General features: G+C 73.6%; 1 protein-coding gene (cut by both window edges). It reads right to left on the bottom strand.

This entire window lies inside a single protein-coding gene on the bottom strand: locus ABEB12_RS35890, encoding a rhomboid family intramembrane serine protease (protein ID WP_185063161.1). The 122,763-nt coding sequence extends 27,347 nt beyond the window's left edge and 77,350 nt beyond its right edge, so the window shows coding positions 77,351-95,416 (codon 25,784, partial, through codon 31,806, partial); the first complete codon in reading order (the gene reads right to left) occupies nucleotides 18,062-18,064. The start codon and the stop codon both lie outside this window.

Below are 18,066 nucleotides of genomic sequence, written 5' to 3'. Positions count from 1 at the left end.
CACCGGCCGCCTGGGCAAGCCACCCGTAGCCGGCCGCCGCCACCACCCGAACCAGTCCGGCCTGCCGCACCAAGGTCTCATCGATGCCGAACATCGCCGCGATCTGGGCCGGCCCGAGCGAGACAATCACCGGCGGGAGCCAGCCCTTGCCCGCCGACTCCGCACGGATCGACCCCGAGGCGGAGATCCACCCGCCGACCCCTCCTCCGGAAACCTGTGGCGCCACGGCGTCCGCGAGCACCGCAACCACACCCCCTGCTCGGGCCTCCACCGCGGGCACGGCGTAGATCCGAGCCTCGGGTCCGCCGGCCAGCTCGGTCGGATGTGCCTCGGGTCCGCCGGCCGGCTTCGGTCCGGCCGCGGGGGGTGCTGGGGGCGTCGGCTCGGTGTGCCGAGAACGCCGACTCGGTGTGCCCCCACCGGCGACTCGCGGGGTGGCGAGCCAGCGTCCGTAGGCCGAGCGTTGGGTGGCGGGCAGCGCCGAGTTGGGGATGAAGTCGTGCACGGAGACCTCGGTGCCGGCGCGGCGCAGGTGGAACAGATCGAGGGTGGTGAGGAGCTCGGCGGCGTGGGGCACCAGGCCCCACCGGCGGGCCTCGGCCAGGTCGACCCTGCCGGTGGCCCGGCTCGGCACGGCGATGAGCAGCTGGTCGACCGAGTCGAACGGACCGGCAGCGAGGGTGCGGTCGATCCAGTCCAGCTGGTCGGCGACCAGGTCACGCAGCCGCTGGTTGGGCAGCTCGGCGAGCAGCTCCACCCGTCCCCGCGCCAGTTTTTCGAGCTGCTCCGCCAGCCCGTCCACGGTCAACTCGGCCGCCACAGAGGGGTGCAGCACCAACACCCCGCGCAGGGCACTCCCCAGGTTGCTGCTGATCAGCGTGGACTGTTCGAGGTCGATCGGGTAGAGCCGGTTATCCGAGCCGAGCAACAGCTGGTCCGGCCGCACCGCGTCGGAGCCGCCGCGCAGCACGAATCCGGCGAGCTGGTCGGCCACCCGGCGGGGCATCGCCGGGTCCGCGTAGTCCTGGCCGTAGCCCTCGCGGCCCACCGGATCGCCTTCGACCTCTTCGGCGACCTCCACCGGGTGGCCGGCGTTGAGCCACGGATAGCCGTCCTGGTGCGACACGTCGGCGACCGCGATACCCGGCAGTGCCCGGGGTGCCGCGCCGAGCAACGACTCGGGCAGCCGGGACGCGGCCACGGCGTCGACCAGCCACCCGGGGTAGCTCCACAGCCGCAGCACCTCCGGCCGCCCGGCCTCGGACTCCGCGGCCACCACCCTGGGCCGGCCACCGTTGACCAGCCTGATCCCCCGGCTGCGCACGCCCTTCCTCGGACCCACCGCCAGCACCTCGAACCCGAGCCCACGCGAGCCCAGCGGCGTGGCGTTGACCAGCCGGGCGAGCACGTGCGCCGCGGGCAGCGGCATGGCCTGCACCCGCTTCTCCCGCCGCCGAGGGTGCAGGATGAGCACCAGCCCGCGCTCGGCCAGCAGCGCACGCTCGGCCACCGACAGGGTGACCAGCTCGGCGGCCACCACCGGGTCGACGAACACCGACGGCACACCGTCGGCGTCCGGCGCCACGTACAGCACGACTCGCAGGTCGCGCCGGCCGGCGAACCGGCCGGGGTAGCCGCGCAGCTCCGGCATCATGTAGTAGCGCACGCCGTGTGCCCGCCACCGACCCAGCGGGTCGGCGCGCCGGTAGAACGGGTGATCCGGCGCGAGCCGCTGCGCCTGGTCCAGCCGCCGGCGGATCGCCTTGCGGATCCGCTGCTTGCCCCGAGGGAACGGCCTCGGTCGCCCGTCGGCCAGCACGGTGATCCCACCGGCCACCGACGCCCGGCCGCCGAGCGGAGTGCCCGCCCGCTCCCCGGACAGCAGCCCGAACGTGTCCGAGGCGTAGCCGTGCTCGCCGGTGACCACCACGACGGGCACAGCGACGGTCGCGGCCAGGGCGGCGCCGGGGCCACCGGCGAACAACGCCCCGAGCGCGGCGCCATATCCGGCCAGGCGCAGCGCCCGCCAGAACTCGGCCGGAACGAATGGCTCAAGCCGCGCGCGCAGCCATTCGACCAGCAGCAGGACCAGCCGGGCCAGCCACGGCGGGCCGCGCGCGGCGGCCGGTTCGGCGAGCAGGCGGGTGGCCCAGCCGACCAGCCGCCCGGCCAGCCACCGGCCCAACTCCACGGCCACGACCACCGCCAGGACGGCCAACCCGTGGCCCCCGCCGAACAGCTGGCCGGTGGCACCGCCGAGGGCGAACGCCACCCGGCCGACCATCGGTGCCCGCATCAACAGGGGCACGGCGTGACCGGACGACGGCGCCGGCAGGGCCGCGTGGGCGAGGATGCGGAAGGTCTTGCCCTGGTCGTGGTAGTACAGGTAGCCGAGACTGCGGGCGAGCAGCTTCCGGGTAGGCCGGCCATCGGCGTCGGTGCCGTTCACGCGGCGCAGCGCCTCCTCCACCCGGCGCAGCTGCGCCGGGGTCAGGTCGTAGACCCGACCGATGTGGATCAACAGCAGCGCGTTGGCCATGCCCTCTGCGAACGCCTCGGTCTCGATGCGCACCGCGGCGGCCCGGTCCAGCCCCGGATACATCGGGCCGGACAGCTTGGCGGCGAAGCTGGCCTCGGCGAGCGCGTGCTCCCGGTCCGAGCGCTGCTCGTGCGCCAGCTGTGGCGCCACGTGCGAGAGCTCGTGCCAGAGCACCCGGCGCACGGCCAGCGGCAGCGTGTCCGCCAGGCCGGCCGGCAAGCCCGCGCCGCGGAGCACCCGACGCAGCCGGCGGGCCTCCACGTACACCGTGTCGATCGATATGGTCAGAGCGAGCCCGGCCAGGTTCTCCGCCGAGTAGCTGTACGGGTAGCTGACCGCGGCGCCGGTGCCGGTGGTCTCCCGGTAGCTGTTCCCTCGGACCCAGTCCAACAGCGGGCGGGCCTCGGCCAGCACCTCGGGGCCGCCGGGCCGCTCGCGGAGCAGCCGCTCGTACTCCTCGATCGCGGCCAGCACCTGCGCACCGAACGGGTCACCACCGGTGATCCGGGCGCGTCCGCGCAGCCACCGGGTGACCAGCGGCTCCAGCGCCCGGTCCAACCCGGCCAGCAGCCCGCGAAGGCGCTGGTGACGGGCCAGCAGCACCCTCGGGTCCTCGGGCAGCTGGTTCAAGTCTTCCTCGACCGGGATGGCACGGTCGGGAGCGAGTGCCCGCCGGTAGCCCAGGGCGCGGGCTCGGATCGCCACCAGCCGGGCACGCAGCTCCTCGGTGTGCCGGCCGTCGGCGCCCAGCCACCATCCGGCTTGGTCCAGCCGCAGCTGGTGTTCGGCCTGATCCAGCAGGACCAGCGTGAGCTCCCACGCGTCGGGCGGCAGGGCGTCCGCCCGCTCGATCCATTCGGCCGCTTCGGCCAGCCGCTCCGGTGCGGTGGCCGTGTGGTCGGCCTGAAGCCGGGTGCTCGCCTGCCGCCCTCGGGCGCCCCGCCAGACCCGCACCCCACGCCACACCAGCACCGCCCCCGCTGCAGCCACCACGGCCGCGGCCGCCCAGCGCACCAGCGGGCCGTGACCGACGCCGATACCGACCGCGCCGGCCAGCGGGTCCGCCGCGGCGGAGGCGGCGGTGACCAGCATCAGCACCACCGCGATGACCGCACCCAGGACGAACCGCCGAAGCACCGGGCGCCACCACGACCAACGGGCCACCGACCAGCCCCCACCCAGCCAGGCGAGTGCCTGTGCGACCACCACCGCGCCGATTACCCGGGTCGCCGAGTCGTGCGGCACATCGACTCCGCCAGTTCCCCACCGACCGTGGAAGTGGCCCAGCTGAAGCCCAATCAGCCCGGGTATCGCGAAGCTGTTGACTCCGTCGGGCGTCGCGTGCGGGGGGAGGGGGCTGTCCGGCAGCGCCCGGACCTTCGCCACGGCGACGGTCGCGGCGGTGTGACCGTCGGTGCCGGGGACGAGGGTTGTCACCCGGTTGAGCGCGGCGGCCAGGGCGCGCAGCGCCCGATCGCGGTCGGTGCGCGGATGCAGCGGCGTCTGTGCCAGCGCGGCGCGCAAGGCCGGCACCGCGGCGGTGCTCCGGAAGACAACCGCCCGAGGGCTGGCGCCGGGGCGGCGGTCGCGCACCTGGGTGACCAGTTTGAGCTCGGGCCCGGCCAGACCGCTCAACTGCTTGAGCATCCGCGGCTTGGCGGTGCCGGCCAGCTCGGCCAGCTCGGCGGCGGACAGTCCGCCCTCGGCGGCGACTAGGGTGCCCAGCAGCGAGTTCGGGGCCACCGGGAACCCGTTCGGGAAGAACCGGTCACCGAACTCGGCGATCACCGCGTCGAACGCGATCTCGATCGCCACCGTGGATGGCTCACCGAGCCGCAGCCGGCTGGGCACGTTCAGCGCCACCGCCAGGTTCCGGATGGTCGGTTCGGTTGCCGGCCCCAGCAACACCCCGACCAGGTCGCGCAATTCGGCGGGCAACGTGTAGCGGATCTCTCGGGAGCCGCTTCCGGGATCGGCGCTGGCCTGCCAGACAAAGCCGTACTCGACCAGCGCGGGCAGCAGGTCGCGCAGTGTGCGGGCGGCCAGCGCGGGCTGCGCGGCGCGGATCTCGGCCCTGGTCAACCCGTCCGGCGAGGCGTGCAGCGCGGCGAACACGGCCAGCACCGCGTTGCCCTGCGGGTGGATGCGCGGCGCCGACAGCGGGCCGCCCGGCAGGGCGCGCACGTGCCCCACCGCGGCGGTGAGTTCTCCGACGGCTGGTGAGCCGGGGTCGAGCAGTGCGTTGCGGTGCAGCCGGAGCGCGAGCAGCCCGAGCACCAGCCGGGCACCGAGGTGGGTCTCCGGCCGGTCCAGCTCGGCGAGCAGGCCCGGCGTGTCCTCGGCCTGCCAGTAGACGTAGTCACGAACACCGGGGGTCTTGCCGCGAGTGACCAGGCCCAGCTCCCGCAACACGGTCAGCCGCACCTGGGCGACCGGTCTGTGCAGGCCGCCCGCGTCGGCCACCCCCTGGGCGGTCTGCCCCCCGGCCACCACGTCCAGGCTGACCCGCATCGAACCCGGCCGCGCGGTGGCGTACTCGGGCAGCAACCACAGGATCTCGACGGCGACGCGCACCAGTTCGGTGTCCGGCCGGCCCGGTTCGAGGCTCGCGACTTCGGTGCCCGCGACCAGGCGAGCCGCCTCGTCGAACCAGGCCAGCGCGAGCGTGCCCAGGTAGCGGTCCCGGGTGTCCAGCGCGGCCAGCAACCGCACACCCCGCGCGGTCAGCGAATGCCCCCGGGGCGAGTCGAGCATCGGGGCGGCCACCGAGCCCCCCACCACCTCGACCGCCAGGCGCAGCGGGCCATCCGGCAGTGCGCGGATCGCCTCGACAAGCTCGGTGACCCGGCGGCCGACCTTCTCCTCGGGGAGCAGCGTGGCATCGCTGAGCAACAGCTCGGCCAGCTCGGTGAACAGGACCTCGGTGGTGAACGGGTCATCCAGCGCGGCCAGCAACCGACGCGCTCCGTCGGTCAGCAGGTGGCCGTTCGGCCCGAGGATCACCAGTCGCAGCTGGCGCAGCCGGTTGATCCGCAGCTCCAGGGTTTTGACGCTCACCTCGGGAATAGCCGCATGCAGGTCGGCGACGAGCAGGCCGTCCGGGCTGTCGGCCAGCACGTTCAGCGTGTGCCGCACCGAGTTGCGCGGTGCCGCCACGACCGCGAGCAGCGGCCCGCTGTCGAGCTCGCGCACGGCGCGCAGCGCCGTGGTCACCGCCTCGGTGGCGTCCTCCCCAGGCAGCAAGCTGGCCCGCCGGCTCAGCGCCTCGGCCAGGGTGGACAGCGCGCGCCGGTAGACCAGGTTCGGTTGCAGCGCGCGCAGCGCGAGATGGCGCACCAGCAGGCGGGCATCGTCGCGCAACCGATAGACCACCATTGCCCCACGCCGGTGCCGCTCCAGCATGCCCAACTCGGCCAACCGGTTCAGGCGCCCACCGACGGTGTCGTGCACCAGCCCATCCGACGCCGCCTCGACCTCGCCAATGGTGAGGCTTCCCTCGACGCCGGCGAAGATCACCAGCGTCCGCCACAGCGCGGTGCGCTGGGCGCTCTCGAACGCGGCCAGGGCGCCGCCGTCCAGGCGCACGAAGGTCACCAGCAGCGCCCAGAGCCGCCGCGACAACTCCTGGTCGAGGTCAACCGACAGCGCCAGCCAGCCGTTCAGGACGCCCAACAGGCGGCGGTACTCGAGGTTGTCCTGGTCGGCCACGTGCACCGCGTCGCGCAGCAGCGCCCGGGTCTCGGCCGGCACGTGGTACACCCGCTCACCGGTCTCGCTGTCCTGCCAAGTCACCAGGCCCAACCGACTCAGCCCGAGCACGTGGTTGACCAGCGGGTCCGGCTGCCAGCCCGCGACCGAGGCCAACCCACGCAACTCGGCGAGCGTGGCCCCCTCACCGGCCCGGGCGAGTACCGCGAGCGCATCCGCCAGCGCGGGGGGCAGCGGTGAGCCGTCGGTGAAGCCGGGGGTGGCGATCGGGCGGCCGGCGAAGGCGGCGGCGATCAGGCCGGCGATCTCCTGGCGCTCCGGCTCGTGGCCGGGCCAGCCGGACTCGGGGTGCGGCGCGGTCGGCCGGGCGGCGTGCTCGGACTCGTGGTCTTCGATTCGTTTGTCCAGGTAGGCGCGCACCCGGCGGGGCAGCGCCTGCCTGCGCCGCTCGAAGTGCTCGAACCGCACGAACCAGACCCGGCCGTGGCCGTCGAACACCGTGTACGAGATCGCCTCGTCACCGAAGTTCGGCAGGCCGGCCCGCACGAACAGCGCCCGCAGCGGCGGCCAGCTCAGCGTGATCTTCCCGGTGTACTCCATGGCGGGCTTGCGGGTCAGGACCGCGCGCAGCACCGCGATCGCCCGGTGGTGCTCGTCCGGGCTGTACCGGCGGGTGGTCAACCCGCCGCCCGGCGGGCCGTCGTGCCACCCCGCCAGGAAGGTGGCCGCCGCCGGGTTCGCGCCGAACACGCCCGCCGCCGCCAACCCAGACGTGTCGCCGTCGGTGTGCGGGATCTGGGTGCCGATGACGGCACCGACCGCCGACGCGAGCAGCAGATAGCCCAGCCAGCGCTGCCGGCCGCGCCAGTCCAGGTAACGCTGTGCGGAACGGACCAGCCACGGCGGCGGTGCGCGCGGTGCGCCCGGTGTCTCGGCTCGGGACACCAACCGGCGTGCGAACCTGTCGACCAGCCACAGGCCGACGCCCAGCGCGGCCGCCACGGCGAAGGCCGGGACGCCGTACCCGAACCACCCGGCGCCGCTGCCCGCGATCAACCCGATCGTGATCGCCATCCGGGTCCGGGCAGGTTCCTCGGTCAGGTAGATCAACAGGCTGGCACCGATCACCCCGGCGGCCAGCCCGAGCGCCAGATGCAGGTCCGGGACGTACCGGGCGACCACGACGGCGACCGCGATAAGCACCAGCCACGCGGGGAGCCGCGCCCGCTGGTCATCTCCGGGCCGGGTCGTGCCGGCGTCCCCGTCTCCCCGGTCTCCGGGCTCGGTGTGCGGCAGCGTGACCACACCTTCGGCGGTGCGCAGGAACCGGTGTCCGTCCGGCGTCAAGGTAGCTGAACCAGCCTGCTGAGGTGACTGGGTCAGGAGCGCGGGGCGCACGTCCCGGTCGGTCAGGTTGCGTGGCGGCCACAGCACCGACAGGCCCCGTTCGGTGCGGAACACCACGGTGAAGCCGAGCAGCTCACCGTCATCGCCTGAGGCGCCCAGCCACACCACCTTCGGGTGGGTGATCAGTGCGATCGTCGCCTCATCCAGCTCGAGCCCGAGCACCTCGCGGACCAGTGCGATCTTGGTGACCAGGTCGGGCAGCTCCCGCCCACGGGGTTGCGCTGACGCGGCGCGCAGGGCCGCTTCGTAGCCAGCCAGCGGGCGAGCGAGCGCCGGGTGGGTGGGGCGGTCGTTGATCAGCACCGCCGCGACGTCCGCGTCCACCGGGTCGGCGGCGGGCAGGGCCAGCGACCGGCGGAGCTGGTCGCGCAGCAGGCCGACGACCCGCTCCAGCTCGACCGCGATGGCGACCGGATCGGCCAGCCCGGCCAGCTGCCCGGGCAGCAGGCCCAGCTGGAAGACCGCGGCGTCGGTCAACAGGTGGGTGCGCAGCGCCGGCGCCATCCGGACCAGGTCGCCGACCAGCTCGAACCATGCCCGCGCCGCCACCGGGGCACCCATCGGCAGCTCCTCGCGCAGCCAGTCCAGGGCGGACCGATAGCCCGCGAGCACCGGGTCCACCCACAGCGTGACCGTGTCGACCAGCCGCTGGGTGGGCACACCGTCCACCGGCAGGTCTAGCCGCAGCGCGCCGAGCACGCCGACGGCCAGCTCCCGACGCGCATCCCCGTCGCCGGCCAGCCCAGCGAACAGCCCAGTGGCCGGCTCGGCGAGCGCTCCCGCGAGCTGGCGGAGCAGCGGCGCCGCCCAGTCGGGTCGGATGTCGTCGGCCCCGGCTTCGGCCAGCTCACGCACGGCGGCGATCGCGGCGGCCCAGAACCGGGCGTCCCTCGGCCCCAACCGGCTCCACGCGCCGGCCAGCAGCATCGCCCGCACTCGCGGCCACTCGGCCTCCGACCAGCTCGCCGGGTCGGTCCACGGGGAACCGTCGCTGGTCAGGTCGCTCAGCGGGCGCTGCACGGCCGGCCGGCGAGCCCGGAAGGCCACGCCGTGCGCCAGCCAGTACGCCAGCTCGGCCCGCGCGGTCGCCGGGTCGCCCCCGCCGGCGTCGTGCGCCCCTTGCATCCGCCCGACCATCCGCTCGTCGGTCAGACCCACCAGGTCCGCCCCGGAAAGGGCGATCAGCGCCGCCTGCTCGCCCCGCCAGAGGTCCTCGGTCAGCTGCGTCTGCGCCCAGTCCTTCGCCGGGCCTTCGGGCAGCCCGGCGAACTCGGTCTCCTCAACTTGGCCCTCGAGGAACAGGTACGCGAAGCGCAGCGCCGCGACCAGTTCCGGGTCGTCGGCGAAGAACCGCTCCGCCGACCCGATGCCGCCGTCCTCGACGAGCCGGCCGAACACCGCGAACGCGATGTCATAGCCATAGGCCCAGCGCAGCCCGTCCGGGTAGTCAGCGTCCGTCGCGGCCCGCCGGTGCCCCTCCGCGATCGTCACGGCCGGATCGGTGAGGTCGCCGGTCGAGGCCAGCAGCGAGGTCAGCACGGCCCAGTGCCGGTCCGAGGGCATGGCCGCGATCAGCGCGGCCGGACTCCGCCGCTGGTTCCGCCAGGCCGTCAACACCGCCGGCCCGGCCTCGACGAGCGTGCGGTAGTCCAGGATGTCCCGGAACATCGCCACCGCCTGATCCGGCGGACCCAGCCGCGTGAGCGTGGCGAGCAGCTGCGCCCGGGCCTGCTCGCCCACCAGCCGGGCGGCCTCGTTGAGCGGGTCCCAGTGCGCGGCGTCGAGCTCGTGCAGCAGCAGTTCGACCACGCCGAGCAGGTAGCCGATCTCGATGCGCCGCAGGGCGTCGTCCCGCGCCCCGTCGGCGCGGGCCCAGTCCGCCCGCAGATCGCGGCGGACCGTGGCGGCGTCCGTTTCCCAGGCCTGCTCGCCGGTCGGGCCGCGCACCCGGTGAGTGATCTCGTAGCGGACGAGCGCCCGCAGCGGCCCGTCGGACGTCTGGTCGACCACGGTGTCCGGCAGGTACACCACACCGTCCACGGTGTAAGCGGCGATCTTCCCGGCGATGCTGGCACCCACGACGTCGGCCAGCGCCTCGGCCCGGTAGGACACCACCCGCACCCCGGCCGGCGCCCCGGTCCGGGCCGCGCCCAGTTCGGTGAGCTCCAGCCCCGGCAGCGCCGCCACCAGCGCCGACTCGTCGTCTTCGGTCAGCGGGTCGGTGTCGGGGTACAGCTCCAGCGCACCGTTCACTCCCGGGCCGACCACCGTGCTGATCTCGTACCGGCCGGCGGGCACAGCGGTGGACCGCTCGCCGGGAACCGGCTGGTAGGCACGCAGCCACACCTGGGCACCGGAGATCGCCAGCTCGACCAGCTGGTGGTGGGTGACCGTGGTCCTGGCCAACCCACCGGCGGGAACGTCGGGCAGCGCCGCCGGCGGCGCCAGCGGGGTGCGCCGACCGCCGAACCAGGCCAGCCGAGCGGCGAGTCGCTTGGGCAACCGGCCCGCCTCGACCACCTGCCGCGCCCAGTCCAGGCGCAGGGCGAGCAGCCGGTACAGCTCGTCGTTGGGCATCGCGGCCAGCAGCGCGTCGCGCCGGGCCACCAGATCGGCCAGTTGGGCGAGCAACCGGGCTCGGCTCACCATGCGCAGTGGGTTCCAGCCCAGGAACTCCAGCAGGCTGTCCAGGTAGCTCTGGTCGATCTTCAACAGCGCCGCGCCGAAGTCGATCCGGCTCAGCACGCCCCGGTCCACCAGCTGGTTGTGTGCGCTGAACCCGTCCCAATCGTGGATCAGCGCGATCAGCGCGAGCACGTCGCGCAGCTGCTGCCGCGTGCGCCACCGGGCAAACCACCCCGGGTGCCGACCGGCTCCGAACTCGACCACCTCGACCAGGTCGCCGACCGCAAGCACCAGCGTGCCGTTGTTCTCATACCGGCCCGAGTCGCGCCGGCGCACCTCGCGCGAGGCGATAGCGAGCCGGGACGACGGTGCCAACCCCCCGCCGGCCCGCCACGCCGCCGCGCCGGCGGCGGAGAGGATCGCGTCGTTCGGGCTGCCTTCCCACTGCCGCAGCACCACCAGCTCGCCGTCGTCTTCGCGGCGTGCCAACACGATCTTGTCGCGCCGGTCCCGGACCCGTTTGTCCATGTCGAGGCCGAATACCTTGATGACGGTCAGCTCGCCCAGCACGGTGAGCGGCAGCCCGATCGGCCACCCCGGTGGTGGTCCCCTGACCGCGCGCCAGCTGGGCAGCAGCCGGGCCCGCAGCGCCCTGGCGTCCCGCAGCCGGACCGACCTGGGCGTGGGGCCGCGCACCCGATGGGCGACCTCGTAGCCGACCAGCTCGCGCAGCAGCTCTGGCGACAGCCGGGTCAGCGCGGTGTCCGGCAGGTACACCACGCCGTCAACGGTGTAGGCGGCGATCTTCCCGGCGGTGCGGGCTCCCACCGCGAGGGCCAGCGCGTCGGCCCGGTAGGACACCACCCGCACCCCGGCCGGCGCCCCGGTCCGGGCCGGGTCCAGCTCGGTGACCGGCAGACCCGGCAGCGCCGCCACCAGCCGCCGCTTCTCTTTCCGTCGGAGCCGGTCGCTGTCCGGGTACAGCTCCAGCGCCCCGTTCACGCCGGGAGAACCGGGCAGGAACACGGTGAAGGGGAACGCACCCAGCCATATGCCGAGGGCGGCCCACTGTGCTCGGCGCAACCAGAGTTGGGCGGTCCGGCCGCGGTGGGCCTGCAACGCCCCGGCCGCGCCGGCCAGGGACGACCCGAGTACCGCGACGAGCATCGAGTGGTTGGTGACGGCGGTCAGCACCACGCCGATCGCGGCGCCGGGTGCCAGCGCCCACACCGGCTGGCCGGCCAGCCAGCCGCTCAGCCGGCCCAGCCTGCTCGGGTGACGCGTCGGATCGGTGCCCCGGTCATCCGCCGGCGGCGACCGGCCGCGCGGCCGGATGGTGGGGATGCGCACCCGCACTCCCGGGTCGGTCAGCATCCGCAGCAGCGCGCCCACCGGGATCGCCGCCGCCTCCGGCAGGGTGGCGAGCAACCCGCCGTAGAGCCGCCGGGTCTGCACCGACGCGACTTTTCTGCCGTGCTTGCGGTGCGTGTAGTTGACCACGGCCGTGGCCAGCAACACCGCGACGGCCACCCGTTCCCGGGCCCGCCGGCCCAGCCGAGTCCCGGAGATCAGCCGGGCGAGCTCCGCCACCGGATCGGGCGCGCGATGGCCGTCGGGTTGCGGGTTCCCCGGCCGCAGCCCCAGCCGCAGCGACCCGTCCGGCCCGGTGAACAGTCGCGCCGACGGCGGCACCAACGGGTCGGCCTCGGACGGCTCGGCCGGCAGTTCCTCGAGCCGCTCATGCAGGGTGGCCACCTGGCCGGCCAACCAGCGCCCGGTGTGCTCGTCCATCCGGCCGTGTGGGTCAGCCAACAGCCCGAACAGCTCGGTGGCCACCTCCCGCACCAGCCGCCGCACACCCCGTGACCGGCCCCGCGACAGCGCGGTGACCAGCACCGAAACGACGGACACCGCGACGACCACGGCACTCGCCACGAGCACCGTCATCGGCACCCGGAACGAGGCGGTCTCGGCTGCGGCCGCCACACCCGCCACCCCAGACATCACCAGCAACACAGCGGCCAGGCCCAGCACCACGGCCACCCGCCACGACAGGTAGCGGGCGATGGCCCCGAGCCGGTGCAACACCGCCGTCAGCCAGGCCGGCGGGCCACGCACGATGATCGACCACAACAGGATCCCCGAGCCGATCAGCGCGACGGCCACCCGAACCGAGGTCGGCACGCCGTCGGGCAACAGCCCAACCGGCCCGAGCATCGCGCTCCGCTCGGCGCCCCTGTGCCACGACGCCCCGCGCTCCCCCGCATCGCGAGCCTCGATGACCGCGACCAGCCGTTCGATGCCGAGCACCATCTCCTGGTCCAGCTCCTGGCGGGTCAACGGGAAACGGAACAGCGGGTCCTCGCCGCCGGTCGAGTACTTCTTGATCGTCACGTCGGCGACGTCGGTCCGCTTCAACCGGTCGTCCCGGAACTCGCCCAGTGGAACCCAGCCGGACGCTCCGTTCCAGGTGACCACCAGGTCGGTCACCGAGTTCAGGTCCACGCGCTCGAGCGCGTTGATCTTCGCCAGATACCCGCGCAGCTCCGCCACGTCGCCCACCGGGATCCGGGTGAGCAGCTCGGACAGGAACAGCGTCTCGCGGCTGCGCTGGAACTCCTTCGGGTTCTTCTTCACGCTCACGTACAGCACCAGCCCGGAGTCACCGAGCAGCAGGTAATCGAACTGCTTGACGGTCTTCTTGCTGACCTTGCCGCTGGCCAGGCGCGCGCCCAGCCGCACGTTCGCCAGCAGCCGCAAGCCCCCGGTACGGGCCAGCTTGTCCAGCTCCGCCCGCGCCAACCGCTCGAAAACCTCGCCGGTGATCGAGCCCGCGTACCGGTGCGCGAAACCCTCCGGGTCGGCACGGAACGCCTCCCGGTGCGCCGGGTTCTCGAGCAGGTTGGTCAGCCGCCGCAGCACCTTGTCCACGATCTTGCGGTGCTCGTCGCTCAGCCGGGCCGCCGAGGGCCGGGCCGGCGCGGGTGGCGGAGTCGGCTTGGGGCGCGCCGCGGCGGCCCGAACGACCGCCGCCACCGCCTCGTGCAGTTGACGTACCAGCTCGTCGTTCTCGGCGTCGTGCGCCTCGCCGGTGTGGTCGTCGCCGGCGATGTGGCGGTTCCATTCGTGGCGCAGGAAGGCGTTCCACAGGGCGAGGAACCGCCGGTCATGGCCGATCAGCCAGTTGAACAGGTGGGCGACCCAATCGGGGACGAGGATGAAGCCCTGGCGCGGGGCGGCGCCGGCCGGACGCCAGCCGAAGCTGTACAGCTTGCCGCCCAGCGGTTGCGTGTCGCTGATCCCCACCAAGCCGATCAGCTCGGGATCAGCCTCGAGCAGGTAGGGGAACTCCTCGCGGCCTCGATCGCTGACCAGATCCCACGCGTTGTCGCGCAGCCGGGGCATCCACGGCAGCATGTGCCGCCGGACCTCGCCACTGGCAACTCCGTCGGCGAGCCCGCCGCCGTCGCCGGGTCCCGGGTGGAAGTCCTCCGGAGTCTCGCCGTGCGGGCGCAGGACGACCTGTCCCGGCCTGGCGTCGACGCGCACCAGCCGGCTCAGATCCAGGCCGAGCTCTTGCACGAGCCGCCGCAGTTGCTCCAGATCAGCCGGCGGGTACTGGAAGGTCATCGTGTTGAGGTGCACGAGCAACCCGGGCTCGCCTGGCACGGTGCCGATCCAGCCGGCGGCGGCCAACCGCGGGCGCAGCGGCCAGGCCTCGAAGAAGTCGGCGTGCTGGTACGCGTTGGCGTAGAAGTTTCCGTACTCGTCGACCACGTAGAGCATCAGGTTGAAGCCGTAGGCCATCTTCATGCCGTCGGCGTTGGTGTCGAACGGGGTGTCGTCCTTCGCCCAGTAGAGCCGGCCCTCCCAGGCGTAGAGGCGCAGGTGCTCGGGTGCCGGGGCATGCCCGGTCTCCGACTTTTTCCAAAGCAGCGACAGGTGCTCCTCCGGCCGGCGTGGCAGCCATGCGCGCAGCCGCGCCAAACGTGGCTCTGCCTCAGCCAACCAAGACAGCGCGGCACGCCGGGACGGCACCAGGATCCCGAGCGGTGTGCGGAGCTGGGTGGCGAACCGGTCGATCGCCTCGGCAGCGTTCCGCACCTCGAACCGGGTCGCCATGATCTCCCCGGGCTCCCCGTGCAGCCGCTGCGCCCGACCGAGGTGCCACTTCGCCAGGTCGAACTGCCGGAGCACACCACGCACCCACCGCCACGCCGCGATCACGACGACCGCGACGACCACCGCGACGGCCAGGAGCACCGGATGGGCGGCCAGCGGCTCCCTGACCGAGGCCAACGGGCCATCGGTGGCCAGCGCGAGCCCGGCCAGACCGGCGCCGACAGAGGCGTGCCGCTGAGACCCACCGGTGTCCCCGGAACCGCGGTCGTCCCGGTCGCCGGCCAGCCGGACCCGACCGTCCTCCAGGACGAACCGGTCCTGCGCGAGGACCACGGCCAGCTCGCCCAGGTCGGTGTCCAGCAGCTCCTGGGCCTCGAGCACCGCGGCCGGGCGGCCCAGGTCCAGGCCGAGCAAGGTGGCCAGCCGGTCGCCGAGCGCCGCGCCGGACGGGTCGAGGGCACGGTAGCGCGCCCGCAGCCGCGACAGCAGCGTCTCGACCCTGGCGCGGGCCGGCAGGTCGCGCTTCACCAGCTCGGCGACCAGCAGGATTTCGGCGAGTTGCCCCAACACTCGGCGCATCTCGACCAGCCGACTCGCCCGGTCGAGACCGCGGTCGAGCGCCGCCGCGGTGCGGTCCAGATAGCCTGCCACCCGGTCGACCCGATCGGCGGCGGTGTGCACCACGGCCGTCGGGTCCCTCGGCGCCTCCAGGGCACGGATGAGTTCCTCCCACCGGTACGCCCGGTCGAGCACGAGGCGCAGCAGCGGTCCCAGGAAGGCGAGGACCGACTCGGTCTCGGCGGTCCGCGGCCCCGGACGGACCAGCTCGAAGAAGCGTTTCTCGAGCTCCTCGTGCAGCGCGGCCGCTGCCTGCCGCTGCCGGTGCAGCGCGGCGATCAGGTCGGAGCGCCGCTGGCCCTCGGGGAGGACCTCCACCTGGGTGGCGGCCGCGCGCAGGTCGTCCAGGTCCGTGCGCCAGGCCAGCACCAGCACTGCCCCGACCGTCTCCAGCTGCGTGCGAGTCAGCGCGCGCCCGGCTTCGTCGCGGAACAGCCGCGCCGCCTCGGCGTTCTCCACCGACCAGTTGGACAGCAACCGGATGACCTCTGGCCGCACCGTGCCCGCCGGCATCGGGTCGTCCAGCCGGTGCGGCACTTCGAACAGGTCCGCGAACAACCGGTGCGGGTCGGTGACCAGCGCCAACACCCGCTCCAACTCCGCCCGCACCCGGTCGCGCCCGGTGTCGCGGAGGTGCAGCTTCACCCCGTCACGCAGCACGAACCGGTCGGGGTTCTCGGTGGCCACGCCGCTCAGCGCCGCCGGCGGCTCCAGGAGCAGCCAGCTCAGCCGATCCAGGTCCGCCGCGTGCGCCGGAATGACCCCGAGCAGCGCGGCAACCCGGTCGGCGAGCGACTCGCCGGCCTTCGGCGGGTTCCACCGAAGGTAGAGCGCGGCAATCCGAGCCTTCAGCGGGTCGAGCTGGACAAGCAGCCTCGGGTCGTCATCCCACAGCGCACGCAGCCGACGCTCGACCGCCGCGATCCGGTGGGCCAGCGCGTACACCGCCTTGGCTGGGCCATCGGACCGCTCTTCCAGCTCGTTCAACGCCACCTGGACCCGCGCGAGCCGCCGGAGCGCGAGCATCGGTTCGCTCTCCGGGGCACGCACCGCCACACCGAGCCGCTGCCACAGCGCCGCCGGCCGGCGCACCTGGTCGCGCAGCGCCAGGAGGGCCTCGATCACCTCCCGGTCGGCCTGGGCCGGTGCCGTCCCGAGCACCCGGTCGATCTCGGCTGCCAGGTCGAGCGCGTAGTCGACGCGGGCGGTGATGCCGGCCAGCAGCTCCGGCACCGGCTTGGTGACGGAGTCCAGGGAGATCAGCATCAGGTCGGTGATCCCACCCGGCGCGTCGAGCTCCGCAACACCCGCCCGCAGCCGCTCGGCCATCCCGGACAGCAACGTCACGTGCTGAGCGCGCAACCCGTTGAGTGCCCCGATCGCGGCCGCCCAGTTGTCCCGCTCCCCCTCGGTGACGCCCCGCACCCGGTGCTGCTCTTCGAAGGCCCGCCCGAGCTCCCAGAACAGGCGCACCACCTCGTCGATGGCCTGAACCAAGCCGGGCTGGCCGAACATCCTGGCAAGCCGGCGCATGCCTTCGGTCTCGCGCAGCACCGGCTCGGCCACCCCGATCAACACGCCGCCCGGCACCGGGGCGCCGATCCAGGTGTAGAGCACCAGCCCGTCCACCGGCAGCTGCTCGAGCAGCTCGGCGGGCAGCAGCCACAGCCGGGGGTCGTCACTGCCCAGCGTGTCGCGCTCCGGTTCGGTGAGTGGGCGCGTCAACCCGGTCTTGAACGCTTCGCCCAGCCTGGCGTTGACCGCCGTAACCTGGTCGGACTCCAGCCGCTGCCCGCCCTCGGAGAGCGCGCCGGACCGACCCGACACGCGACCGGTGAGGCCAAACAGCCAACGGATCACCGGCGCCGCCCGGCTGAGCAGCGGACCGGCCAACGGCGCCACAAGCCGGTGCGCGAGGGCGGTCAACCAGACCGGCGGGCCGCGGATCATGATCACTGCGAGCAGCAGCACCGCCGCGGCGACGGCGGCCCGAAGCACCGGGTCGTGGACCGCGTCGCCCGCCCCGAGAAGCCCGAACGGCAGCGTCGCGGACGGACTTCCGCCACGCAGCCAGCGGTGGATGCCTAGCGCCACGTCGTCGGTGATCTCGTCGCGGGTGAGCTCGATGTGTGACCCGGCCCTGTTGCCCTTCGGGGTCACCCGCTCGATGTCGCCAGGGCGGGCCGTGTCTCGCTTGAGGTAGCGGGCGCGGAACTCGGCCAGCGGGATCGGGTCGCCGGAGCCCCGCCAGGACACCAGCACGTCGAGCGCCGTGGCGCGCTGCTGCTTCGACAGGTGCTCGGGCCGCCAGTTCGCGAGGTAGACCCGCAACTTCGCCGGGGAGCCGGTGGGGATCTCCCTAAGAAGACGGCGCAGGATGGTGTTCTCCCGATTCTCCCCGGATGGCTTGTCGAGTTTGACGGTCATCCACTTGATCAGGCCGAAGCGGTTCGCCAGCAGGAGGTCGAGCTCGATGACTTGCTGGGGGTGGGTCCCGGATTCGGTGAGGATCAGCACCCGCACGTTCCGCAACAACTCGGTGCCGAACGCGACCGACTCGGACAACGACGCCGCGACCAACTCCTCCAGCAGGTAGCCGGCAACCTGGCCGGCCCAGCCGTGCCTGCGCACGAAGGCCAGCGGGTCGGCGGCGAACTCCGCGTGGACCGCCGGGTCGGCGGCCCGGTCGCCGCCGTGCTCGGCGACCAGCTCGTCCACCACCCGCCGCCACTCGGCGCTCAGGTGGCTGGCCAGCGAGTCGATGCCGACGACCAGCGCCGCATCCTCGTTCCGGAGCTGTCGCTCGGCGAAGGCGACCACCTCGGCCAGCTCGCCGGCCGGCGCCGGCGGCGCGTCCCGCAGGACCTGCTGGTACGTCGCACGGAACACCGCGCGCGACGGCCGGCCCGTCTTCACCGCGACGACCCGGTCCGTCCCTGGCAACGGGGTGACCTCCGCGCCGAGCTGGGTCAACAGGCTGACGACGTACCGGCGGGTCTTCTGGCGGGCGCCGCCGAGGTCCATGCGCAGCACACCGCCCAGCCGCA

The sequence above is a fragment of the Actinospineispora eucalypti genome (genome assembly GCF_039543365.1).
GTDB classification, from domain to species: domain Bacteria; phylum Actinomycetota; class Actinomycetes; order Mycobacteriales; family Pseudonocardiaceae; genus Pseudonocardia; species Pseudonocardia eucalypti.
The sequence above is the reverse complement of the archived record's forward strand: the minus strand, read 5'-3'. Positions and strand labels throughout refer to the sequence as shown.